The organism is Halorubrum vacuolatum, from assembly GCF_900188065.1.
In the GTDB taxonomy this organism is placed as follows: Archaea; Halobacteriota; Halobacteria; order Halobacteriales; family Haloferacaceae; genus Halorubrum; species Halorubrum vacuolatum.
On record NZ_FZNQ01000026.1, the window covers coordinates 1 to 23,100 of the forward strand.

20 protein-coding genes are annotated in these 23,100 nt (G+C 63.8%); 12 read left to right on the forward strand and 8 right to left on the reverse strand.

The window, feature by feature from the left end; translation table 11 throughout:
* Positions 1 to 189: 189 nt before the first annotated feature.
* Positions 190 to 783, reverse strand: a complete 594-nt coding sequence (locus CHB65_RS14995) for a DUF7411 family protein (RefSeq protein ID WP_089385841.1) — start codon at positions 781 to 783, stop codon at positions 190 to 192.
* Positions 784 to 1,134 (reverse strand): DNA-binding protein, encoded by a 351-nt coding sequence (locus CHB65_RS15000; RefSeq protein ID WP_089385842.1) that lies wholly within the window; start codon positions 1,132 to 1,134, stop codon positions 784 to 786.
* A 131-nt stretch (positions 1,135 to 1,265) separates the two neighbouring features.
* Here CHB65_RS15000 and CHB65_RS15005 point away from each other — a divergent pair, with 131 nt between their 5' ends.
* Entirely contained in the window at positions 1,266 to 2,375 is a 1,110-nt protein-coding gene (locus tag CHB65_RS15005; RefSeq protein ID WP_089385843.1) for a 60S ribosomal export protein NMD3, read from the forward strand.
* A gap of 134 nt (positions 2,376 to 2,509) precedes the next feature.
* On the opposite strand, the gene CHB65_RS15010 is transcribed toward CHB65_RS15005, so the two are convergent.
* The 4 genes from CHB65_RS15010 to solA all read right to left on the reverse strand — a co-directional run bounded on the left by CHB65_RS15010 (position 2,510) and on the right by solA (position 6,470).
* Entirely contained in the window at positions 2,510 to 2,701 is a 192-nt protein-coding gene (locus CHB65_RS15010; protein WP_089385844.1) for a UPF0175 family protein, read from the reverse strand.
* A gap of 324 nt (positions 2,702 to 3,025) precedes the next feature.
* Positions 3,026 to 4,930, reverse strand: a complete 1,905-nt coding sequence (locus tag CHB65_RS15015; RefSeq protein ID WP_089385845.1) for a helicase C-terminal domain-containing protein — start codon at positions 4,928 to 4,930, stop codon at positions 3,026 to 3,028.
* Positions 4,931 to 5,006: 76 nt separating this feature from the next.
* Positions 5,007 to 5,159, reverse strand: a complete 153-nt coding sequence (locus tag CHB65_RS17540; RefSeq protein ID WP_179213681.1) for a hypothetical protein — start codon at positions 5,157 to 5,159, stop codon at positions 5,007 to 5,009.
* A gap of 168 nt (positions 5,160 to 5,327) precedes the next feature.
* Positions 5,328 to 6,470 carry an N-methyl-L-tryptophan oxidase gene (solA, locus tag CHB65_RS15020; RefSeq protein WP_089385846.1) on the reverse strand — a complete coding sequence of 381 codons (1,143 nt, stop codon included), beginning with the start codon at positions 6,468 to 6,470 and terminating at the stop codon, positions 5,328 to 5,330.
* Positions 6,471 to 6,638: 168 nt separating this feature from the next.
* Between solA and CHB65_RS15025 the strand changes: the two genes are divergently transcribed.
* From CHB65_RS15025 to CHB65_RS15065, 9 genes are all read left to right on the forward strand, one after another.
* Positions 6,639 to 7,439, forward strand: coding sequence for a M14 family metallopeptidase (locus CHB65_RS15025; RefSeq protein WP_089385847.1), 801 nt, complete (start codon positions 6,639 to 6,641; stop codon positions 7,437 to 7,439).
* 89 nt (positions 7,440 to 7,528) lie between these two features.
* Entirely contained in the window at positions 7,529 to 8,356 is an 828-nt protein-coding gene (locus tag CHB65_RS15030; RefSeq protein WP_089385848.1) for an IS5 family transposase, read from the forward strand.
* A 166-nt stretch (positions 8,357 to 8,522) separates the two neighbouring features.
* The gene (locus tag CHB65_RS15035) at positions 8,523 to 9,908 is read left to right on the forward strand and encodes a M28 family peptidase (RefSeq protein WP_089385849.1); all 1,386 of its coding nucleotides are present in this window, start codon (positions 8,523 to 8,525) and stop codon (positions 9,906 to 9,908) included.
* Positions 9,909 to 9,977: 69 nt separating this feature from the next.
* The gene (locus tag CHB65_RS17930) at positions 9,978 to 10,100 is read left to right on the forward strand and encodes a hypothetical protein (protein WP_281251573.1); all 123 of its coding nucleotides are present in this window, start codon (positions 9,978 to 9,980) and stop codon (positions 10,098 to 10,100) included.
* A gap of 377 nt (positions 10,101 to 10,477) precedes the next feature.
* A complete protein-coding gene (locus tag CHB65_RS15045; RefSeq protein WP_089385851.1) occupies positions 10,478 to 12,157 on the forward strand; it encodes an ABC transporter substrate-binding protein in 1,680 nt (559 codons plus the stop codon).
* Between the two features lie 69 nt (positions 12,158 to 12,226).
* Positions 12,227 to 13,204, forward strand: a complete 978-nt coding sequence (locus CHB65_RS15050; protein ID WP_089385852.1) for an ABC transporter permease — start codon at positions 12,227 to 12,229, stop codon at positions 13,202 to 13,204.
* Between the two features lie 6 nt (positions 13,205 to 13,210).
* Positions 13,211 to 14,194: an ABC transporter permease gene (locus CHB65_RS15055; RefSeq protein WP_089385853.1), complete on the forward strand. Its 984-nt coding sequence runs from the start codon at positions 13,211 to 13,213 to the stop codon at positions 14,192 to 14,194.
* A 1-nt stretch (position 14,195) separates the two neighbouring features.
* Complete coding sequence (locus CHB65_RS15060) at positions 14,196 to 15,248, forward strand: ABC transporter ATP-binding protein (protein WP_089385854.1); 1,053 nt, start codon at positions 14,196 to 14,198, stop codon at positions 15,246 to 15,248.
* A gap of 1 nt (position 15,249) precedes the next feature.
* Positions 15,250 to 16,350 (forward strand): ABC transporter ATP-binding protein, encoded by a 1,101-nt coding sequence (locus CHB65_RS15065; RefSeq protein WP_245809999.1) that lies wholly within the window; start codon positions 15,250 to 15,252, stop codon positions 16,348 to 16,350.
* Between the two features lie 31 nt (positions 16,351 to 16,381).
* On the opposite strand, the gene CHB65_RS15070 is transcribed toward CHB65_RS15065, so the two are convergent.
* A complete protein-coding gene (locus CHB65_RS15070; RefSeq protein ID WP_179213682.1) occupies positions 16,382 to 17,836 on the reverse strand; it encodes a metallopeptidase TldD-related protein in 1,455 nt (484 codons plus the stop codon).
* Positions 17,837 to 17,933: 97 nt separating this feature from the next.
* On the opposite strand from CHB65_RS15070, the gene CHB65_RS15075 reads away from it, so the two are divergent.
* Entirely contained in the window at positions 17,934 to 19,220 is a 1,287-nt protein-coding gene (locus tag CHB65_RS15075; RefSeq protein WP_089385857.1) for an amidohydrolase, read from the forward strand.
* Between the two features lie 239 nt (positions 19,221 to 19,459).
* Positions 19,460 to 21,502 (forward strand): AMP-dependent synthetase/ligase, encoded by a 2,043-nt coding sequence (locus CHB65_RS15080; RefSeq protein WP_089385858.1) that lies wholly within the window; start codon positions 19,460 to 19,462, stop codon positions 21,500 to 21,502.
* Between the two features lie 90 nt (positions 21,503 to 21,592).
* On the opposite strand, the gene CHB65_RS15085 is transcribed toward CHB65_RS15080, so the two are convergent.
* The gene (locus CHB65_RS15085) at positions 21,593 to 22,999 is read right to left on the reverse strand and encodes a class II fumarate hydratase (RefSeq protein ID WP_089385859.1); all 1,407 of its coding nucleotides are present in this window, start codon (positions 22,997 to 22,999) and stop codon (positions 21,593 to 21,595) included.
* Positions 23,000 to 23,100: the final 101 nt, after the last annotated feature.

A 23,100-nucleotide genomic window follows, 5' to 3' on the forward strand; every position in this document is an offset into this window, starting at 1 on the left:
CGTGCTCTGTGGCACGGAATACAGGTCGGTCTCTTGCGCCCCATGTCTTGTGTCACGCTCTCATGGAGTAGCAGCGTTTCCATCGAGTCAGCACGGGATGTCCATCAACGACAACGCATATTATCAGCGCTAACGCTGTGTGATCACCGGCGTCCGAGCATATATAAGCCGCCGACGCAGCGAAACGCCTCACTCAGCCCGACCGTGAACGTACGTTTGATCGTGGTCGGGGAATACCTCGCGGACGACGTGCTCATCATGTGTCTCCGCGATAAGCGCCCGGATCTCCCCTTCGTAGTCGGCTTTCGTGATCTCCTCGCTCGGGCCCTGTTCGACCTCGAAGGTCGCCTCGACGAGGCGGTCGACGGCGTGGCGACCGAACCCCGAAAGCGGAGAGATGTAATCGACGCCGTGTCGGTCCTCAAGGCTCTGTGCCTGTGCACGTGAGACCGTCGGAACACGGTCGTCACGCCTGGTGCCGTCGGCGACGGCGTCGACATCGAGTCCGGCGATGGTCTCCAACGCGTGCTCGTGGACCCGCTGGATCCCGTTTCGAGGATAGCCGTCGGCAAGCATCGTTTCGGCGGCCTCCTCGGCGACCGCGTGATCGAGGTCGATCCGCTCGAACGGGAACTCGAGTTTTCGGGCGGCGCGCTCGGCGTGTTTCCAGTCGTCGGTGAGCCCGAACGTCCCGGTCACACACCGAACCTCATAGAAGCGGTCGAGCAGCAGGGCGGCCAGCGAGGAATCCTTCCCGCCGCTGTATAAGAGGGCGAGTTCCATCTACCGTCGCCGGATGTCGAAGCTCTTTCGATCCGGCTGCAGCTCTTTCAACAGGTCACGCATCTGGTCCTCGTCGATACGACCCTGAACCCGACCGCTCTGTGCGAGCGCGGCGACCTGCTGTTTCACCTGCTTTGCGAACTCGGGTTTCGACATCTCGACGGCGTTGAGCCGCTGTCGTGCGCCATCGGTGAGGTGCTGTTTGAGCACGGCCTCCTGTTGGGCCTGTGCGCGCTCTTGGGCCTCCTGTTGTGCCTCCTCGTTCTCGCCGCTTTGTGCCCGCTCTTGGAGCTCCTGCATCTTCTTTTCGCGCAGTTCCGCGAGCCGTTCGTCGTCTGGGTTCCCGCTCATGGGGGGTCGTTCACGGTCCGGCCGAAAAACGATTTCGGAGGGACCCTGGTCGACGATATTGTCTCGACGTCAAGCGGGTCACCGAGGTCAGTTCGGGCCGTTTAAACGGCTCACCGGCGTAGCCGTCGGTCATGAGCGAGTCACGCGACTTCTGCCCGCGCTGTGGGGGGGCGGTACCCGACCGATCGGAGCCGCTTCCAGGGGAGCCACGCGGCCGTGAGGCGTTGTTGTGTGACGACTGCTACTTCGCGGATTTCGATCTCGTCGACGCCCCGGATCGGATCGAGGTGCTCGTCTGTTCGGGCTGTGGCGCGGTCCGCCGCGGCGAGTCGTGGCGGGATGTCGGCGCGCGCGACTACACCGACGTGGCCGTCGACGAGGTCGCGGAGGCGCTCGGTGTCCACGTCGACGCCACCGACGTGGAGTGGGGCGTCGATCCCGAACAGGTCGACGCGAACACGGTTCGGATGCACTGTCGGTTCTCCGGGATCGTCCGCGGAACACGCCGGACGGCCGACGTCACGGTTCCGGTGATGATCTCGCGTGGGAGCTGCGATCGATGCGGGCGGATCGCTGGCGGCTACTACGCCGGGATCGTACAGGTCCGTGCCAACGGCCGCGATCTCACGGTGGAGGAACGAGCGGAAGCGATCGGGGTAGCCGAATCGTACGTCGCGAAACAGGAGGCGAAAGGCGACCGGGAGGCGTTCATCACGGAGATCGACGAGACCGACGACGGTCCCGACATCAAACTCTCCTCGAACGGGCTCGCCGAGAACGTCGCGAACCGGATCACCGACGCGCTTGGCGGACGCTTCGAGTCGTATCCGACCCTCGTCACCGAGGACGGCGACGGCAACGAGGTGTATCGCGTCACCTTCGCGATTCGGCTCCCACGCTTTGCGCCCGGCGAGATCATCGATCCGGAAGACGGTGAGGGGCCGGTTCTCGTGACCGGATCGAACGACCGGGTGCAGGGGATCCGCCTCGACACCGGCGAGCCGTACACCTCGGCCTACGAGGAGGGTGATGCGCCGGAGGCGACCCGGATCGGCGATCGCGACGACGCCGTGGAGACGACCGTCGTCACCGTGGAGGACGAACACGCGGTGCAGATACTCGATCCCGAAACGTACGCCGCGACGACCGTCCCGAGGCCGGAGTTCTTCGATCCGGACGTCGGAACCGTCCTCGCGATCAAACACGACGGTCGCGTCCACCTCGTTCCCGACATCGAGTGAACGGTCCGGTAGCGAGTGACACGCACCTTCGGGTGGACGCACACGTCTGGATGGGAAAATACGTAGTAACCGATCACCGGTGCCCGGTCGCCGGCGATCGGCGGTCGATGCGTGATGTCCCCGGTATCCGTGTCCTAGTCCGCCCGGACGGTCTGGTCGCTTTCGAGGGCGGCCGTCCGCTCGGACTCGGTTACTTCGATCCCCCGGCGCTGGAGTTGCTCGATGAACTCGGCCTCGCTGAGGCCGGCCTGCTTGGCCGCTTGGGACAGTGTCAGTGTTCGCGCACCGTACAGCGTCAGCGCACTCGACAGCCCGTTCGTTGCCATACCCCCTCTCTGAAGCGAAAGAATATGAAGGTTACTAATTGTTAGAGGATCATTATACACCTTATACGATATTATGTATCACGACACGGCCGGCAGGGAATATAATGTCTCTCGGGACGGCTCGGTGGAATTATCAACCTTGGCGGCGCATTGTCGGGTATGAACAGGCAACAGTTCATCGCGCTGTTCTTCGCGTTCATCATGGTATCCTCCATGATCGCGTGGGGAGTGACCCTTCTCTAGGGCACACCACCACGGCCGCTCCGAATGGATACCCTCAGTGAGCAACGCAACCGATTCCTGTGTCCCCCGTCGTCTCCGCACTCAGCCGTCACCCCACACGTCCGAGAGCGGATGGTTTCGTCGGCGCTCCGCGTCCGTCTCGGTTCGTGTTCGGGTTCTGTCGGCAGCGTCCTCGGGTGCGTCCGCGGCATCGCGTCGAGCCGATCCACGTCCGGTTCGGCCCGTCGTGCCGCTCGGTCGGGGACGTCCCTCAGAACGGGTCGTCCCATCCCCGCGAGCACGGCGACCGGCTCGAGTGGGACCGGAAGGCGTGGCATCGATGCCCGCGAGTGCGGCATGCGGGTCGAACGCCGGCAGGTCGGGGACGGTCATCGCGTCGACCTGGTCGCGAAACCACGGCGGGGTGTCCGCCTCGGCGCGTTCGAAGAGGTCGAGTAGCGAGTCATCCGCGAGATAAGTGGCGCCGTGGTCGTCGGGCGCACGCACGACCCGCCCACAGGCCTGAATGACGGTACGGAGCGCGGCGCGATGATACCACGACCATTGCCCGTCCGCAAGCCGTCGGGCGACCCGTGAGTCGTTCGTGTTCAAATATGGGGCCTTACAGATCACCTGCCAGCGACACAGATCGCCGTTCAGATCGAGCGCCTCCTCCATCTTCACCGAGACGAAGACCTCGGGATCGTCGCTCGCCTTCCACGCCTCCAGCTCGGCATCGCGGTTCTCCCGCGTGTGTCGCCGAACCCGTGCGGCGACGCCGAACTCGCCGAGCTTCTCGACGAGTCGTCCCGCGATCGCATAGGAGTGTGCATGAATGAGCCCCTTCTCGTCCGGATGTTCGGCCATCAGTCGGACGATGAGTCGGGCGATCTTCGGTATCGTCTCGTCGCGGTGCTCGTAGGTCATCGATCCCTGCGTCACGTCGTAGAGCCGACGGTGTTCGAGCGGGAAGGTGTGTTCGACGTCGACGAGCGCGACGCTTGCGGGGTCCAACCCGACGCCGCGACAGAACGCCTCCTTCGAGAGGATGGTCGCGGACAGCAACGCGAACCGATTCCCCCGGCTCCAGACGGTGTGTTTGAGGTAGCGGGCTGGATCGAGCGGCTTGATCGTGATCGCGGTCCCCTCGCCGTCCGGCTGGTCGACCACCCACGTCGTCGGCGACTCGTGATCGCGATAGTCCTCGAGGAACCAGCCGAGTTCGCCGATCAGCTCCTGGAGCCGGTCCCGCCGGGCGACCTCCTCGCGGCTCAATTCCGGTTGCCCGACGAGGTCGTCCTTCGCGCGCTTCGCGACGTCCCGGAGCGTCTCGACGAACCGCGCGGTTCGGTCGAGCGAGTCCTCTTCGGCGGCCGCGTCGCGCTCGATGTCGGGCACGCCTACGTCGTCCCAGACTGGCACCCGGTCGGGACGGAGTTCGATCGTCGCGTACATCTCCGCCCATTCCGCGAGCCCGTGTGCCTCGTCGATCACGACCACGTCACGTTTGCGAAAGACCTCCGAGCCGGCGGTCTGCATGAAGTACGCGAGCGTCATCGCCGCGAACCGCCGCGAGGAGGCGATCGCGCGGTCCGAAAAGTACGGACAGCGGTGGCGAACCGAGCAGTCGAAGCCGCGCTGGCGGACGCAGGGTGCGCGGTTGACGGGCGTGTCGTGTTCGCCGGGGAGGATACAGTCGTAGTTCGATTTCCCGCGGATCACGTTGAAGTCGTCGAGGAGGTCGTCGGTCGCGACGTCATCGAGCTGGGAGACCTGCGGCGTGGTGTAGTACGCGCCGGTCGCCTCGTTCGGGGCCGCGTCGGCCATCTCGCGGGCCGCGCCCATCACCGCCCGCGCGAGCAACGACTTGCCGCTGCCGGTCGGGGCACGCACGAGCACGACCCGGTTGCCGGCGGCGAAGGCGTCCCGGATGTCCGCGAGCGCCCGCTCCTGTGCGCCGCGGAAGCTCGGGGCCGGAAACTCCGTGGGGATCCGATCGGGGTCCACACCCATCCCTGATGCGGGATCGTCCTAAAAGGCTCGGAGTGGATCGCCGACGGCGTGCTGTTCGCGGAGGGGACGGCTATCCGACGAGCCCCGCCGCGAGGTGGCCGTACGTTAAAAGCAGGTAGGTCCAGATGAAGAACAGCGCGATCCAGATCGGGCCGATCACTTTCAGTTCGCGGCCGAACTGTTCGTCGGAGACCCCATCCGTCGTGTGCGAGGTGAAGCTCATGACAGACGCAGATACCCACGGGGGCATCCAGAGGCTCATCCTTCATTATGTGGCTTTTTAATTTCATCCGAAGGCGACGAAACCGTGATCGAACCCCGAATCGTCGGATGACACCCGACTGCTCATCCCGGCGTCCTCGGCCGTGGTGTCGACAGGGCCGGCCAGCGATCAGAGAACCCGACCGACGGAATGAATCGAGAGGTCGTGGTCGGTCTTCCCGTCGATCGCGAGGTCGGCGAGCACCTCGCCGAGCATGCTTGCGAACTTGAATCCGTGTCCCGAGAACCCGGTGGCGACGGTGACGGTATCGTGACCCGGTACACGACCGACCACGAACTCCTCATCCGACGAAAACGACTGGACACAGGTTCGAAGCGAGAGTGTCGGCCCGGCACCGGCCGGAAAATACCGCTCGGCGAACCGTCGGTGAAGCTCTTCGTCCTTGGCAGTCGGTGCTCGATCCATCGTCTCCGGATCGACGACCTCCAACGGATCGGCCGACCGACCGAATTTGAATCCCGGAACGTCGTACGCGGGGAACCCGTAGCCGCCTTCCTCGTGGCTCCGGAGCACGAACACCGGGAACCGCTCGGGCGAGAACAGTTCCGGCTCGGTGGGTTGCAGCCACGTCATTACCGCTCGAACGGGAACCGCCTCAGCCGCGAGTTCGGGGAGGAGTTCCCCGGCCCACGAGCCCGCAGTGATCACGAGTTCGTCCGCCTCGTAGCGTCGCTTGTTCGTCCGTACCCGCACGCCGTCGCCGGTTTCCGACCAGTCGAGGACTCGTTCACGGCCACGGATCGTCGCTCCCGCCGCGTGCGCATCGGTAACGTACGCGCTCACGCAGCGCTCGACGTCGAGAAAGCCACCCTCGGACTGAAACACGACCTCGAAGTCGGCCGGTAAGTCGTATCCGGGAAATCGATCGTTTACCGTCGGGGCATCGAGCCGCTCGTACGGGACGTCAGCGGCATCACACGCGGAGACAACGTCTCCGATGAGGTCGGTTCCGGGTGCGCCGGCGTGGATGGAGCCAGTCACGGTCAGCAGGTCGCGTCCGCTCCGTTCCTCGAGGGCACGCCAGCACTCGTAGGCACGGTCGGCCAGCGGCACGTATTCCGCTCCTTCATGCTGGGCTCGCCGAATAATACGGGTACTCCCGTGTGAGGATCCCATTGCGTGGGGGACGTCACGGCGTTCGAGACCGAGCACGTCCAGACCTCGGCGGGCGAGGTGGCTTACGGTCGCGCTTCCTACCCCGCCGACGCCGACGACGATCACGTCGTGCCGATCGGTGCCTCGGTGTGACATACCTCCCTCTCTTCGGCCGACCTGAAACGTCTTTCTCAATCTTTCATACGTGCTGATGGGGGTGATCGTTACCGATCGGATGACGGATGCCGACGCGGAGCTCGTGAATGTGAGCGGGCTGCGGGGTCAACGCTCAATATGCCACGGGTTTCATCGATCCACTGAGTGATGAAGGTCATCGAACGCGGTCATGGGACCGAGAGGGTTGCGATCGTCGGCGGTATACATGGAGATGAACCGGCCGGAGAGCGGATAGTGAATCGTCTGGCGGACCGGATAGACGATGATGCGGAAAAAACGATACAGCTGATCATCGCCAACGAACCCGCCCTTAAACGGGGTGAACGATACACGAGCGTCGACCTCAACCGATCGTTTCCCGGTGATCTCGAGGGTGAAACGTACGAAACCGTACTGGCGGCACGCCTGAAACGACTGCTGGAGGGGTGTGATGCGGTCCTTGCGTTGCATACGTCACGGAGCGCCCCGCCGCCCTTTGCGGTCTATAGCAGCCTGACGGAGTCGGTTAGGCGAACGGTCACGGCGCTTCCGGTCGAGTACGCGCTGGATTCAGGAACGCTTCGCGACACGACGCTCGATTCCGTCGTTCCGCACGCCGTGTCGTTCGAGACCGGAAGACAAGGGAGCGAAGAAGCCGTTGAGGTCGGTTTTGAGGGTGCGCTCTCGTTTCTGCGTGCCCACGGGGCCGTGACGGACATGGACCCCTCGTTCACCGAAACGACGGTCGTGGAGGGTCAGCGGGAGGTTCCGAAGGGTGATGGAACCCCGCACGTCTACTATAACAACTTTGAACCGCTGCCGAAGGGAGCAATCTTCGCGGAGGATGACACGTACACCCATCGGGTTGAACACGACGACCTCGTCCCCGTTCTCGCCAGCGAACACGGATACGAGAACCTGTTCGGCGTGTATGCGACTGTCAAGCAAACGCTTGATCCGCCGAGTTGATTCCCTCTGGACGGCTCTGGTGAATCGCTGTAAGACGGTGGGATAGGTCGTCAAATCAAAGGAAGTGAAGCGGGAAATCAGCGATGCCTATGTCGAAGATCTCCCGCTTCACGAGCAAGGCGGTCACGTTAGCTAAAAATGCTGTTGGTGGCCGAGGCGAAGCCGCCGCCCCCGAAAGGGGTGGGGGCTTCGCCGACTACGCCGTCGTTTCGCTCCACTGTCTCCGGATTTACCTAGAGAAATCCTACCGCGAGGCGCTTGATCTCCTGAGCGAGATGCCACAAATAGTGGCCGAGATCGGTCTCGAAGCGTCCGATCTCCCGTATCACTCGACGCTAGTCAAGGCGTTTGACAGATTACAGATGAAGATCTGGCGAGTGCTGCTGCGCCTCTCGGCGCAGCTGCACGACACCTCCGGCCACGCCGCCATGGACGCGACGTTTTTCGACCGCGAAACCGCCAGCAAGCACTACTGCCGCCGGACGAATTATCGTGTTCAGACGCTGAAAACGACCGCGCTCGTCGATGCAGCCTCACAAGCTGTTCTCGACGTTCACTGTACGACCGAGAAACGCCACGACACGCAAATCGGCTGGCAACTCGCCCGCCGCAACGCGGGCGAGATTGCCAGCCTCGCCGCTGACAAAGGCTACGACTGGCAGCAATTACGCGAAAAACTCCGAGAAGAGGACGTGAGACCGCTGATCAAACACCGCGAGTTCCGACCCGTCGATTGCGCGCACAACGCGCGAATCGACGAGTCTCTGTACGGCCAAAGAGCGCTGTCTGAGACCGTCTTCTCGACGATCAAGCGTACGCTCGGCCACGCGGTGCGTGCCCGAGCGTGGTACCGCGAATTTCGTGAGATCGTCTTGATGTGTGCGGTCTACAACATCAAACGAGCGGTGACACAGTGATTCGAACGCCGTCTGACGATTCACCAAAGCCCTCTGGACCGCTTGAGCCGGGGATGTGGATCCATCACGAAACCGTCGTTGCCGACGAATCGTCCGTCTCGTGGGTTTTACCTGACTCGCCCGCCGGCTTCCAAATCACCAAGGTCTCTCGCTCCTGTGGTGAATTATGACAACACTTTCGCCGACGGCGATCGGCAAGGCGTACCTCGACACGCATGCGTGGGAGTTGCTCACCGCGCTGTCCGACCTCGACGATCGAATGCCCGGTCATGAAGGCGAGGCAGTGGGGAGCAAACTGGTGGCGGAGGGGTTAGCTGAGGCCGGATTACGCAACGTAACACGGACGTCCTTTCCGATCCCCGGCTGGTGGCGCGACGGCACGTCAGTAACCGTCCGTCGCAAACGTCGTGATGCCGTCTTCGAGGACACACATGAACTGGTCGAACTACCGGGAACGCCGTCCGGGACGATCACCGGCGAGATCGTCGATATGGGGTACGGGCTCCCGGAGGATTTCGAGGGGGTCAACCTCACGGGAACGATCGCGATGGCGTCAAGCCTTACCCCGGACGACTACGGCCGGTGGGTCCATCGAAGCGAAAAGTACAGCTATGCGGCGGAGTCCGGTGCTGAGGCGTTTTTGTTCTACAACCACATCCCGGGCGCGCTCCCTCCCACCGGCAGCATCGGACGTCGCACCGGGCCAGGACCGATCCCGGCGGTCGGTCTCAGCAAGGAGGTCGGCTCGCGTCTCGTCAGACGCTGTGAGGACGCCCCGCCGGACGGGGGGACCGAAGCGACGGTCACGGTTGACGCACGGAACGAACCCGCCACGTCCGCGAACGTTGAGGCCGTCGTCGGTCCCGATACCGACGAGGAGGTGCTTTTCACGGCACACGTCGACGCACACGATGTCGGAAACGGAGCCAACGATAACGGGTTCGGTTCCGCACTCGCCGTGGGAGTGGCACGGATCCTCGCAGCGATCGAGGATGACCTCGAAACGCGCGTACGGATCGCCGTCTTCGGAGCGGAGGAGACGGGGTTGTACGGCTCATACTACTGGACCCACACGCACGACCTCGACCGTGTCAAATGTGTACTCAACGCGGACGGCGTGGGGTACTCACGCGATCTCGAGATACACACGCACGGATTCGAGGCGATCGGGGAGGCCTTCGCGGAAGTCAGCGATGAACACGGCGTCCCGATAGCGACCGACGATGGCTTGCGCCCACACAGCGACCACTGGCCGTTCGTACAGCGCGGGGTCGCTGCAGCACAGGCCCGATCGACCTCGGACGACAGCGGTCGTGGATGGGGCCACACGCATGGTGACACGCTGGATAAACTGGATCCTCGTGACCTGCGGGACCTATCAGTACTGTGTGCCGCCGGAATCGCGAAACTCGCCGAGTCGGATCGTCCGATCGACGAGCGATCGAGCGACGAAATACGAGACGAAGCGGTCGAAACGAAACACGACGTCGGCATGAAAGCGACGGACACGTGGCCGTGGGGTGAGCCCCGTGATTGGCCATGGGATCGATGACCCTCCCGAACCCGCTCGCGTGACGCCGGACCGCAAGGGTTTTGACGTTGCGAGAGGCCGCTCCAGTCGATGAGCGTACCGCACCGTGAGTCGGTGGGTCGTCACGGCGGAAGATCGAAGCGAGCGACCGAGGATCGGGCCGTCGAGCCGGACGCGGTGATGCGGATAGGTGTCGTCCCACGAAAATGGTGAACGTCGCACGGAGCAGAGGTCGCGCGAAGATCGCGTTCGGTCTCTCGATGTTCGCTGCTGCGGTCGCGATCGCCTGGTTCTGGTATCAAGGGGAGCCTGGCGTGGGGATCGGTCTCGCCGCATTACTGGCGATCGCCGGATATTGGGAGTTCCGACGTCGCATCGCGGATGCAAGGCGGGCCGCCAGAGCTGAAAGCGAACGGAATAATATTAATAAAAGATAACGATCTACTATAGGTTTTTACAAAGAAGAAATTACCCTCGTCAAAATTTATATCCTTTTGATATTCGGACACAGTTTGCCCCAATTTGTTACAATACATGCCGTTATCCGTACAGCCACTAAATTTATAACTAATACACCACAGTAAATAGGCATGCGTCAAGAGGCCGAAACGAACCGAAGAGAATTTTTAACGAAGGCAAGCGCGACGGCTGGGGTCCTCGGACTCACCGCAGCTGCCGGATGTACTGATGACGAAGCCGACGATACGGACGATACGGGCGCTGATGTGGCCGACGAATTGGGTGAGCAGCTACCGACGTACGAGTTCCTCAACAACGCCGAGAGCTACAATCCACCTCGACACGACGCGATCAACCTCATGGCCAATCAGTTCAACGAACTCGGCCTCGATACGGACGTCGAGGTGCTGGAATGGGGAACGCTGTTCAATCGCGTCGACGTGGAGTACGACTACGACTTCTCGCTGTGGCACACGTTCTTTACCATCGACCCGGTGCTGGAGTTGAGTTCGACCATGCACTCCGAGAACACCGATCCGGGCGAGGGGAACTTCGCGGGCTACGAGAACCCGGACGCCGATGAGCTGATGGACCAGTATCTCGTCGAACCCGACGAGGAACGGCGGATCGAGCTGGTTCACGACCTACAGCGGACCCTGATGGATGACCTGCCGCAGATGCCGGTCATCGACATGCCGTTCCTCGCCGTATTCAACAACGAAGTGGTCGACAACTGGGAGCCGGACCTGCCCCTCGGGTACAACTCCTACTGGACGATGATCAACCTGGAGATGCAGAACGGCGAGGACACACTGGTCGGGTACTGGCCGGAGGCTCTCGACACGATGAACCCGCTCGGCCACAACGACGAGAACAAGCACACGTACAACTTCGACATCATGTACGACAGCGTCGTCCGGCTGGATAACGAGGGCGAGATCAATACGGATGTCAGCCTCGCCACCGACTTCGAGCGGGTCGACGAGGCGACGATGGAGTACACCATCCGCGACCACACCTTCCACGACGGCGAGGACCTCACCGTGGAGGACGTCGCCTTCTCTTATAACTACATCACCGAAAACGAGGTGCCGCTGTACTCGGTGCAGGCGAATTTCATCGAGGAGGCGGAAGTCGTCGACGACGAAACGGTCCGGATCCACATGCCCGAGGACAACCCGCTCGGACCGTTCAACCTGCTCGTTGGAACCCAGATCCCGATCCTTCCGGAACACCGCTGGGCGGATCGCGATGAGCCGAGCGAGGCGAGCGTCGACGAGCCAGTCGGCTCCGGACCGCTCCAGTTCGACTACTGGGATCGCGGTGCGGAACTCGGTCTCTCGCGATTCGACGACCATTTCGCGCCGGTCGACTTCGAGCAGCGGATCTGGCGGATCATCCCCGAGGCGTCGACCGTGTGGGAGAACCTACGCGAGGGCGACCTCAGCTACGAAACGTTCGGCCGGATCGACCGACAGCTGGACGAAAACCAGGACTTGGACCAGATCACGGTGCTGGCTGACCCCGCCACGTCGTTCTGGCACTGCACGCCCAACCAGCGGACCGAGGGGCTCGACGATCCCGAGGTTCGGAAGGCGGCGTTCAACGCGATCCCGCGCACGGCGATCGTCGACCAAATCCTCTTCGGCGTTCCGGACACCGGATTCAACGTCGTCAGCTCCGCGTTCGGCCCGCTCCACACCGAAGACGTCACCGAATACGAGGAGGACATCGAGGTTGGCATTCAGCGGTTGCAGGACGCCGGCTACGTGTTCGACGAGGAGGGGATGGCTCACCACCCACCGGAATAACGTGCCACGCTCGACATCACCACCCATAGCCGCCCGCGGTTCCCATCCGAACAACAGTCAGATCAACCGATGAGTAAAGCGAGTTTCATAACGAGACGGATCCTGCAACTCGGCGTGACCTTCTGGGCAGTCGGAACCGTCCTGTTCCTGCTGTTTCGACTGATGCCCGGCGACCCGACGGCGTTCGTCGTCTCCGCACAGATGACCCCGGAGGCGAGACAGCGAGTGATCGAAAGCTTCGGCCTCAATGAGCCGTTACACATCCAGTATATCCAGTTCCTTCAGAACGCGCTCACGCTGAACTTCGGGCAGTCGTTCCACACGAACGAGCCGGTGCGGGATGTCATCTGGACGTTCCTCCCGAACACGCTGGTGTTGATGCTGACCGCGTTCGTGATCGCGTACATACTGGGGGTTACACTCGGCGTGTTTACCGGCTGGTATCGAGGCTCCCGGTTCGAGAAGACGACGGTCGTGACCGCGCTGACCGCACGGAGCGTGCCGACGTTTTACGTCGGCCTCATCGTGTTGTGGATCTTCGGCGCGGGCCTCGGTGTGATCCCCATGAGCGGGATGGGCAGCGCCGGCGTGGAACATGAGTCGTTCGCTGCACGCGTCTTCACGCTGGACTTCCTCCACCACCTGATCGCGCCCGCCGCCGTGCTCGCGTTCTACTACATGGGATATCCGCTTCTCATCATGCGGTCGAGCATGATGGAGGTTCTCTCACAGGACTTCATCGACGTCTGTCGCGCGAAGGGCCTCTCGGAGCGGACGATCATGTTCAAACACGCCGCGCGCAACGCCTTGTTGCCGATCATTACGGCGGCGGCGATCGCCCTCGGATACGCGGTCGGCGGGAGCGTACTCATCGAGACCGTGTTCGGGTGGCCCGGGATCGGCCGGGAGATGGTCAACGCGGTGCTCCGACGCGACTTCCCGGTTGCACAGGGCACCTTCATGGTGCTTGCCGCGACGATCATCATCCTGAACTTCGTCGCCGACCTGCTGTACGGCTATCTCGACCCACGGGTGACGTACGACTGATACACAATGGCAACACAAGACGAACCCTCGATATTCGCGGACCTCGACGACGGCGCCACCGAGGAGGACGTAGAGAGCGTGAACCGGTGGGAGCGTACCCTCCGGCTCTGGCGGGAAACGATCGGTGAACAGTGGCGCATGCTCACGGACGACCTGCTGGTGAAACTCGCCATGGTCACGCTTACGTTCTTCATGGCCGTCGCGATCTTCGCGCCGTTGCTCGCGCCGCATGGGCCGCTGACCCGGCAGTACGAGACGGACGCGGAGATCATCATCGCCGACTGGGTCGACCCGGTATTTATCGACTCGGAGTCAGCGTACATCCTCGGGACGACCTCCCAAGGGTACGACATCCTCAGCCAGCTGATCTATGGGTCGCGTGCCGCGCTGCTGGTCGGACTGCTCGCCGCGGTGTTCACCGCCGGGATCGGAACGTTAGTCGGGCTGACCGCCGGCTACTATGGCGGCAAGATCGACGACACGCTGATGCGGATCGTCGACTTCCTCTACGGGATGCCGCTGTTGCCGACGGTGATCATCCTCGTCGCCCTGTTGGGCCCGAGCCTGTGGAACATCATCTTCGCGATCATCGTCCTCCAGTGGCGATCGACGGCACGCGTGATCCGCTCGCAGGCGCTCTCGTTGCGTGAGCGACCGTTCGTCAAGGCAGCACAGGTCGCGGGCGCGAGCGATTGGCATATCATCTCCAGACATCTCGCGCCGAACGTGCTTCCGCTGTCGTTCCTCTATGGGGCGTTCGCCATCGCGTGGGCCATCCTCGCGGAGGCGGGCGTCTCGTTCATCGGCCTCGGTGACCCCAACCGTGTGTCCTGGGGGACGATGTTGCAGTCGTCGCGTGCGTACGCGGCGCTCGACTTCGGTGTCTGGTGGTGGTTCGTGCCGCCGGGCATCTGTATCGGCCTCGTGGTCATCAGCGGGTTCCTGATCGGCCGTGGCTACGAGGAGATCACGAACCCCGAACTCAGATAATATGACAGTACTCGACGTCTCTGACCTCGAAGTCTACTACGAAACGGAGGCCGGCCCGGCGAAAGCCGTCGACGGGATTTCCTTCTCGATCGAGGAGGGGGAGAACCTCGGAATCGTCGGCGAGTCGGGCTGTGGCAAGACCACCCTCGCGAAGGCGATCATCGGGATCCTCCCCGACGAGGGGTACGTGAACAACGGTTCGATCGAGTTCAACGACACGGATCTCACCGAACTCCCCGATGCCCAGCGTCGCCGATATAAATGGGAGGAGATATCCATGATCGCCCAGTCCGCGATGAACGCGCTCGATCCGGTTTACACGATCCGCGAACAGATCGTCGAGGCGGTCGAGACCCACCGACCCGGGACGGGCCGAACCGAGGCGAACGAGATCGTCGCGGAGATGTTCGATCTCGTCGGACTCGACGCGGCTCGCGCCGACGACTATCCACACCAGTTCTCCGGCGGGATGCGTCAGCGGGCGATGATCGCGATGGCGCTCGCGCTGAAGCCGTCGCTGGTGCTCGCCGACGAGCCGACGACCGCGCTCGACGTGATCATGCAGGACCAGATCCTGAAACGGATCGGTCGGATCCAGACGGAGATCAACTCCTCGATGATGGTGATCACCCACGACGTTAGCGTCGTGGCCGAGACCTGCGATCGCGTCATCGTGATGTATGCAGGGAAGATCGCCGAGGAAGGACCGGTCGAGGAGATCTTCGGTCGGCCGTATCACCCGTACACGATCGGTCTGAAGCGGGCGTTCCCGAACATCCGGAAATCCGACCAGGACCTGCTGTCTATCGCCGGCTATCCCCCCGAGTTGGTGGATCCGCCTTCGGGCTGTCGGTTCGCCGAACGCTGTCCGCTCGCGACAGACGAGTGTCGGGAGTTCGAACCGCCGGCACACCACAACAACGGTCTGCGATCATACTGCCACCGCGCAGACGAGATAGATGACGGCTTCCGAGACCGTGCCGATACCGCCGAGACATGGGCCGATACGGATGCCGCTCGTGCCATCGATGCGCTCGCCGAGGGGGGCGATTGAGATGAGCCTAAACACTCCCATGGACGACGAGACGCTGTTGGAGGTCCGTAACCTCGAGAAGCACTTCCAAGTGGACGAAGGGATCATCTCGAGCCTGCTACGGAGCGTGACCGGGGCGGAAGCCGACTACGTCCACGCCGTGGACGGCGTCTCCTTCGATCTCAAGCGCGGCGAGACGCTCGGGCTCGCGGGCGAGTCCGGCTGCGGAAAGACGACGACGGGAATGTCGCTCGTCAAACTCCACGAGCCGACCGATGGGTCCATTCGCTTCCGTGGTCGGGACCTCACGGAGGCCGACGACGACGAGCTGGCGCAGTTCAGACAGAACGCCCAGATGATCTTTCAGGATCCCTTCGAGTCGTTGAACCCTCGAATGACGGTCTACGACACCATCGCCGAGCCGCTGCGGATCCACGACGTCCGCAACGAAACGGCACGAGTCCGGCGCGCTCTGGAGTTCGCGGAGCTACAACCCCCGGACCAGTATTTCAACCAGTATCCCCACGAGCTCTCGGGCGGCCAGCGACAGCGAGTCGCCATCGCCCGGGCGCTCGTGTTGGACCCGGACTTCATCGTCGCCGACGAGCCGGTGAGCATGCTCGACGTCTCGCTGCGGGCGGGCGTGCTCTCGCTGATGGAACGGATGACCGAGGAGTTCGACCTCTCGGTCGTGTACATCAGCCATGACCTTTCGCTTCTCAGGCACATGTGTGACCGGCTCGCGATCATGTACATGGGAAAGATCGTCGAGAAGGGGCCGACCGAAGACGTGATCGAGAACCCCCAGCACCCGTACACGCGGTCGCTGATCAACGCGGTTCCCGTCCCGGATCCCGGCATCGGGCGCGAGCGGGTTGAACTCGGCGGCGAAGTGGGTGACGCCATCGATGTTCCCTCGGGCTGTCGGTTCCACGGCCGCTGTTCGGAGTACATCGGCGACATCTGCGAGACCGAGGAGCCGCCGCTGGAAGGGAAAGCCGACTTCGAAGGGAGACAAGAGGTCGCCTGTCACCTCTACGAGCCCGCGGACGATGTCGTGGAGGCGAGGGTTGGGGAGACCACGGACACGGGCGACGACTCCGCGGCATCCGCGGACGACTGAGTCGGCGGCTCCCCCGTGCGGAACCGTCGAATTACTTCGATCGCTCGATCGGCAGCGACAGACGCATTGCCGGCGCCGTAACCGCGTACGGGAGCCGTGATTTGTGTTTCGAGGCGACACCGGTGAGCGTCCGGCGCTCGCGGCTGAGCGCGTCGAGCGTCTCCAGCCTCGCGGGCGTCCAGACGGCGGTTCCGGAGATCGCGCCGCCGAACGCGCCGTCCTCGATCCGAAATCCCTCGGCGATCGGGAACTCGACGGTGCCGCCATCGGCGCTTCCCTCCAGCCGCTCCGCCACGTCGTGTGCATACGGCGCGCTTGGCGGCATCGCGCCGGCGCGCTGCGTCCGCTCGAACGGGTCCCGGTAGTGGCCGGGCGTAAACCGACGGATATAGACGTCGGCAGCAGCGAGCAGTTCCTCCCGCGTCGTGTCGCCGGCGGCGACGTCGAGGTGACGGTGATGGATCCTGGGCGCCTGCTCGTATCCGAGCGCTGGGACGACGTTGCCCGCGGGGACGCGATTCGCCTCCGTGGCCGTATGGGTGTCGTGGAGGAACGACTCCACGCGACCGTCGTCGACGAGCCTGATGGGGGTAGTGGGACGGCACTCGGCGTCGTACGCGCGTGCCGCCCAGGAGCCCGCGGCAACGCCGTCGTCGACGGTGAGAGGCGCGTCGGTCAGCCGGTCACCGCGGTCGAATGGAGTGAAGCCGAACGCCTTCACGTCAGCGGCGAGGTAGCCCGCAAGCTCGTGACAGATCTGGGCGGCCGCCTGTGGGCCGAGTACCACCGTCAGTTCGCCGGTCGGGATATCAGACGAGGTGGCCGCAGCAAGCGTCGCAGCGTCGCGGTCGGCGGTATCCAAGACGTCCGGCACGCGCTCAAGGAAGGCGCCGCCGCGAGTGCTGCCCGCGTGGCGGCGGACCTTCGAGTCGGCCGCCTTCGGGACGAGCGTGGCGTCGAGACTTGCACGGTCGATGGTGTGTCGGACGACGCTGCCGGCAGTCGTCGCAACCGTGGCGATGACGCGACGGTCCTCGTACACAACCCGTGCACGATCGAGCGGCGTGGCGATGTCGGCGACCGCGTCGGCGACGGTTTCTCGTTTCACGTCGAGGTCGACTGTCGTCGACGGGGAGGTTTCCCAGCCGTCGTGGACACCTCGGTGGAGCGAGGACACGTCGACGCGGGCTGGGGTCGACTGACCAAGCCGTTCGCCGCCCATCCTCGCGCGGTTCGCAAGTTCCGTCAGCGTGTCGGTGGAGAGATCCGTCGAAAACCGATAGGCGGCTGCACCCTCGGCGAAGACGCGACACCAGACGCCCGTCGCCGTGCGGTCGGCGTCGCTTCGGACCCCGCTTTCGGTGACGACGATCTCGGTACCCTTCCGGTCGATACCGCCGACCTCCGCGAACGCGACGCGATCGTCCGCTTTTAAAATGGAGAGGAGTTCATCGACCGCGTCGGCGACCGTCTCGTGATCCGGCATCAACGTGGATTGCCGCTCGCGGGACTTGAAACCACGCGGGTCCGTCCACTCTCGCCGACGTGTCAATATTTTTCGGGACCGAACGCGTCCCTCCGGCATGGAGGCACTCACCAGCTTCTCTGACGCATCGCTCCACGAGATCCGTCGCGACCTCCACGCACATGCGGAGGCCGGCTGGAAGGAGTTCCGGACGACCGCACTACTCGCCGCGGAGCTCGAAGAACTGGGCTATGAGGTCCACCTCGGCGCGAACGCCGTCGATCCCTCCGAGCGGATGGGTGTCCCCTCCGACGACGAGGTCGCGGCCGCTCGCGAGCGCGCCCTCAACGAGGGCACTCCCGCGGCGTACGTCGAACGGATGGACGACATTACCGGCGCGGTCGCGATCAAGCGGTTCGGTGATGGGCCGACGATCGGGGTCCGGACGGACATCGACGCGCTCGAACGGCAGGAGGCGATGGACGACGATCATCGACCCGCCCGTGAGGGCTTCGCGAGCGTCCACCCCGGGGAGATGCACGCCTGCGGACACGACGCACATGCGACGATCGGCCTCGGCGTCGCCCGCACGTTCGCGCAAGAGGGATTCGACGGGACGTTGAAGCTGTTCTTCCAACCCGCCGAGGAGGGCGGTCGGGGTGGAAAGCCGATGTCCGAATCGGGTCATCTCGATGACCTCGACCATCTACTTGCGGTTCACGTCGGTCTCGATGAACCGATCGGAACCGTCGTGTCGAGCTATGACGCCCCGCTTGCCAACGCGAAGGTCGACGTCACGTTCTCCGGCGAACCGGCTCATGCGGGCGGCGAGCCGAACGCGGGACGAAACGCGCTGCAGGCGGCGGCGGCGGCGATCGGCAATCTATACGGGATCGCACGACACGGTGACGGACGGACGCGGATCAACGTCGGACGAGTGAGCGCGGATAACGCACAAAACGTGATCTGTGAGGAGGCGACGATGCGCGTCGAGGTTCGCGGTAGCACACACGATCTCAACGAGTATATGCTCGGTCGCGCACGGGAGGTGATAGACGGTGCCGCGACGATGCATGACGTCGATTACGGGACGGAGCTCTACGGCAAGACGACGACGTTTGAGAACGACGAGTCGGTGATCGAACGGGTAGAGGCAGCGGCGGAAGCCACGGACGCCGTTGACGAGGTGATCAGAACGGAGTTCGGCGGCAGCGAGGACGCATCCTACCTCATCCGACGCGTTCAGGAGTCGGGCGGCACCGCGACGTATCTCGGTATCGGGGCAAGTAACCCGTCGGGGCACCACACGGCGTACTTCGATATCGACGAAACGGCGATCGACATCGGCGTAGACGTTATCACCGAGGCGATCCGTCGGTTGAATCCCTCCAGCTCCGTCGATTGAGGCTCTCCAGCGACGGCTGATGAGTGGACAGAGTTCGGCGTTCGCGTGTTCACTGGGAGCTGACGGCCCTACCGCGCTCGGACTATCGGTCCGTCGCGACGGGACCGAGACACCGTGCTCCGCCGGATAGGTGAGTGGACGCCACGGGACGATTCCAGCGGCGGGATGAATAAACGCGACACAACGCACAAACGAACAACTACCCGATCGTTTATGAGGGTACACGGAATGCGGGTCGTATGGACTGGGAATCGGCCGAGCGTGCGTTCACCGACGACGTCGTCGCACGCGAGACGCTCGCGCGGACCTTCGAGCACACTGCGGAGCGAAACGCCGACCGGGTGGCACAACGATATAAAGGGGGGATCTACGACCGGTCGCTCGCCGGCGACGGCGTCGTCGATCCGGCCCCCGAGGGCGAGTTCGCGGACCTGAGCTACCCCGAGATGCGCGATATCGTCCGGAACCTCGCCGCCGGCTTCCGCGAACTCGACGTCGAGTCCGGCACGCGCGTCGCCATCTACGCACACACCCGCATGGAGTGGGCTCACGCGGACTTCGCCGCGCTCGCCGCCGGTGCCGTCGTCACCACGGTCTACCCCTCCTCCTCGCCGAGACAGCTCCGGTATCTCCTCGCCGACCCGGAGGCGACCGTCGTCGTCGCGGAGAACGAGGCCCTCTGTGAGGAGGTGCTCGCCGTCGCCCCTGACCTCGATCACGACCTCCAAGCGATCGTGACCATGGACATCGTCTCCGATGATCTCGGTCACGGCGAGCGCGACGAGGATCACCCCACGGTCTACTCCCTCGGAGAGCTTCACGAATTGGGCGCGGACGCCTTCGATCGCGAGGCCTACGAGTCGTGGATCGACGCGACCGACCTCGATGACCTCGCGAGCCTCATCTACACCTCGGGGACGACCGGCCGGCCGAAGGGCGTCCAGCTCACGCACGCGAACTTCCGGGAGAACCTCAATCAGTGTTATAAACGGTTCGCCGACCGACCCGATCGCGAACCCGGCGTTCCCGGCGTCTCAGCGGAGACGACGACGCTCTCGTTCCTCCCGCTCGCACACGTCTTCGAGCGCCTCGCCGGTCACTACATGATGTTCGCCGCCGGCGCGACCGTCGGCTACGCCGAAAGCCCGGACACCTTGCGCGAGGACTTCGGGCTCGTCTGCCCAACGACGACCACGAGCGTCCCGCGCGTCTACGAGAAACTCTACGACGCGATCCGCGAACAGGCGAGCGAATCGCCGGTGAAACAGCGGATCTTCGAGTGGGCCGTCGACGTCGGCCGGAAACACCATGAGACCGACGATCCGGGATTCTTCCTCGATCGCAAACGATCCGTCGCCGATCGACTCGTCTTCTCGTCGGTTCGCGAGGCGATCGGCGGGGAGATCGAGTTTTTCATCTCCGGTGGCGGGTCGCTCTCGGCCGAGCTCTGTGCGCTCTACCACGCGATGGATCTCCCGATACTTGAGGGATACGGGCTCACCGAAACGTCGCCGGTGATCGCGGTCAACCCGCCCGAGGAACCGAAGGTCGGGACGATCGGCCCCCCGGTGATCGATACGGAGGTCGCGATCGACACGTCGACCTCGGGCCCCGACGATGCGGCGGTCCCGGGATCGGTCGGCGAGCTGCTCGTCCGTGGTCCACAGGTCAGCGAGGGCTACTGGAACCGGCCGGACGCCACCGCCGAGGCGTTCACCGAGGCGAACGCGCTCGACGAGGGGGTCGTACTCGCGGGGACGCCGCCCGCGGACCGCGACGGCGATCCGGACGCGCCGTGGTTCCGCACCGGCGACATCGTCCAACTTCGTCCCGACGGCTACATCAGCTTCCGTGAGCGGGCGAAACAGCTTCTGGTGCTCTCGACGGGCAAGAACGTCGCACCCGGCCCGATCGAGGATCGCTTCGCGGCCAACGAGTTCGTCGAACAGTGTGTCGTGCTCGGGGACGGCAAAAAGTTCGTCTCCGCGCTGTTCGTTCCGAATTTCGACCACCTTCGGGCGTGGGCGGATGTGGAGGGCATCGACCTCCCGGAAGCTCGGAAGGATATTTGCCGCGACGACCGGGTTCACGACCGGATCCGGACGGAGGTCGACGAGGTGAACGAGGCGTTCGAGTCACACGAGCAGATCAAGCGGTTCCGGTTGATCCCCGAGGAGTTCTCCGAGGAGAACGATCTGCTGACGCCGACGATGAAAAAGAAGCGCAGAAACATCCTCGAACGCTTCGGCGACGAGATCGATCTCATCTACCGGGAGGAATGAGGCGGCGAACGGGTCGACGGGATCGCGGCCCACGTATCCTGCTCAGTCGTCGCCGACGTACCCTGCTCAGTCGTCGCCGACATACCCTACTCAGTCGTCGCCGAGGATGACGCGGTGGGTCATGGCCTCGGGATCGAGCACCTCGTCGGCCTCCGCCTCGGTGAGGTAGCCCTCATCAATGGCGACCTGCCGCACGGTCTTGCCCTCCTTTAACGCCTGTTTGGCGACCGTCGAGGCGGCGTCATAGCCGATCGCGGGGTTGAGCGCGGTGGCGAGCGCCATCGAATTTTCGACCTGTTCGGCGCAGTGTTCCTCGTTGGCTTCGAGCTTCGCGACGAAGCGCTCGCCGAACGTCTCGGCGGCGTTCGAGAGAATCTCGGCGCTCTGGAGGAAGTTGTAGGCGATCACCGGCTTGTAGAGATTTAAATCGAGTTCGCCGCGGGCGGCACCCGCGGAGACGGCGGCGTCGTTACCGACCACTTGGGTGTGAACCTGATTGACCGCTTCCGCAACGACCGGATTGATCTTTCCGGGCATGATCGAGGAGCCGGGCTGGTTTTCAGGTTGCTCGATCTCGCCAAGTCCGTTTCGGGGGCCGGAGGCGAGCAGCCGCAGGTCGTTCGCGATCTTGTTGAGGCTGCCCGCGACGGTCCGGAGCGCTCCATGGGCGTCGCCCATGGCGTCGTGGGCGGCCTGCGCCTCGAAGTGGTCGTCGGCCTCGCGGAACGTCGTCCCCGTCTCCTCGCTGATATACTCCGCCGCGAGCGCCGGGAACTCGGGGTGGGTGTTGAGCCCCGTGCCGACCGCGGTGCCACCGAGGGCCAACTCACGGAGCTGGTCACGGGCGGCGCTCACACGCTCGATCCCCTTCCCCACCTGCGTCCGATAGCCGCCGAACTCCTGGCCGAGCCGGACGGGTGTGGCGTCCTGCAGGTGGGTGCGGCCGGTCTTGACGACGCCGTCGAACTCGGCCTCTTTCGCTTCGAGTTCGGCGTGTAGCGACTCGAGGGCGGGTATGAGATCCTTCTCAACTGCCTCCAAGGCCGCGACGTGCATTGCCGTCGGGATCACGTCATTGGAGGACTGCCCGTAGTTCACGTGGTCGTTCGGGTGGACGACCCGGTCGCCGATCTCCGCGCCCGCGACCTCCGCGGCGCGGTTGGCGATCACCTCGTTCGCGTTCATGTTCGAGGAGGTGCCCGAGCCCGTCTGGAAGACGTCGACCGGAAACTGGTCGTCGTGCTCGCCCGCGATCACCTCGGCGGCGGCGGCGACGATCGCCTCGGCGGTCTCCTCGGCAACCAGCCCGAGGTCCCGATTCGCCTGCGCGGCCCCCTTCTTGACGACGCCGAGCGCCCGGATGAACCGGCGGCCGAAGGTGATCCCGGAGATGGGAAAGTTCTCCACGGCCCGCTGGGTCTGTGCGCCCCAGTAAGCGTCCACGGGTACCTGCATCTCGCCGAGGCTGTCCTCTTCAATACGGAATTGCTCACCCATGATCGTGGGTTTCCCTGAGAGGGGGTAAAAGGTATTGAAAACCGCCTCGGATCACACCTGTTCCGTGTTTCCACTCGGGTGGCTTGCCGCGTATGGTCGTT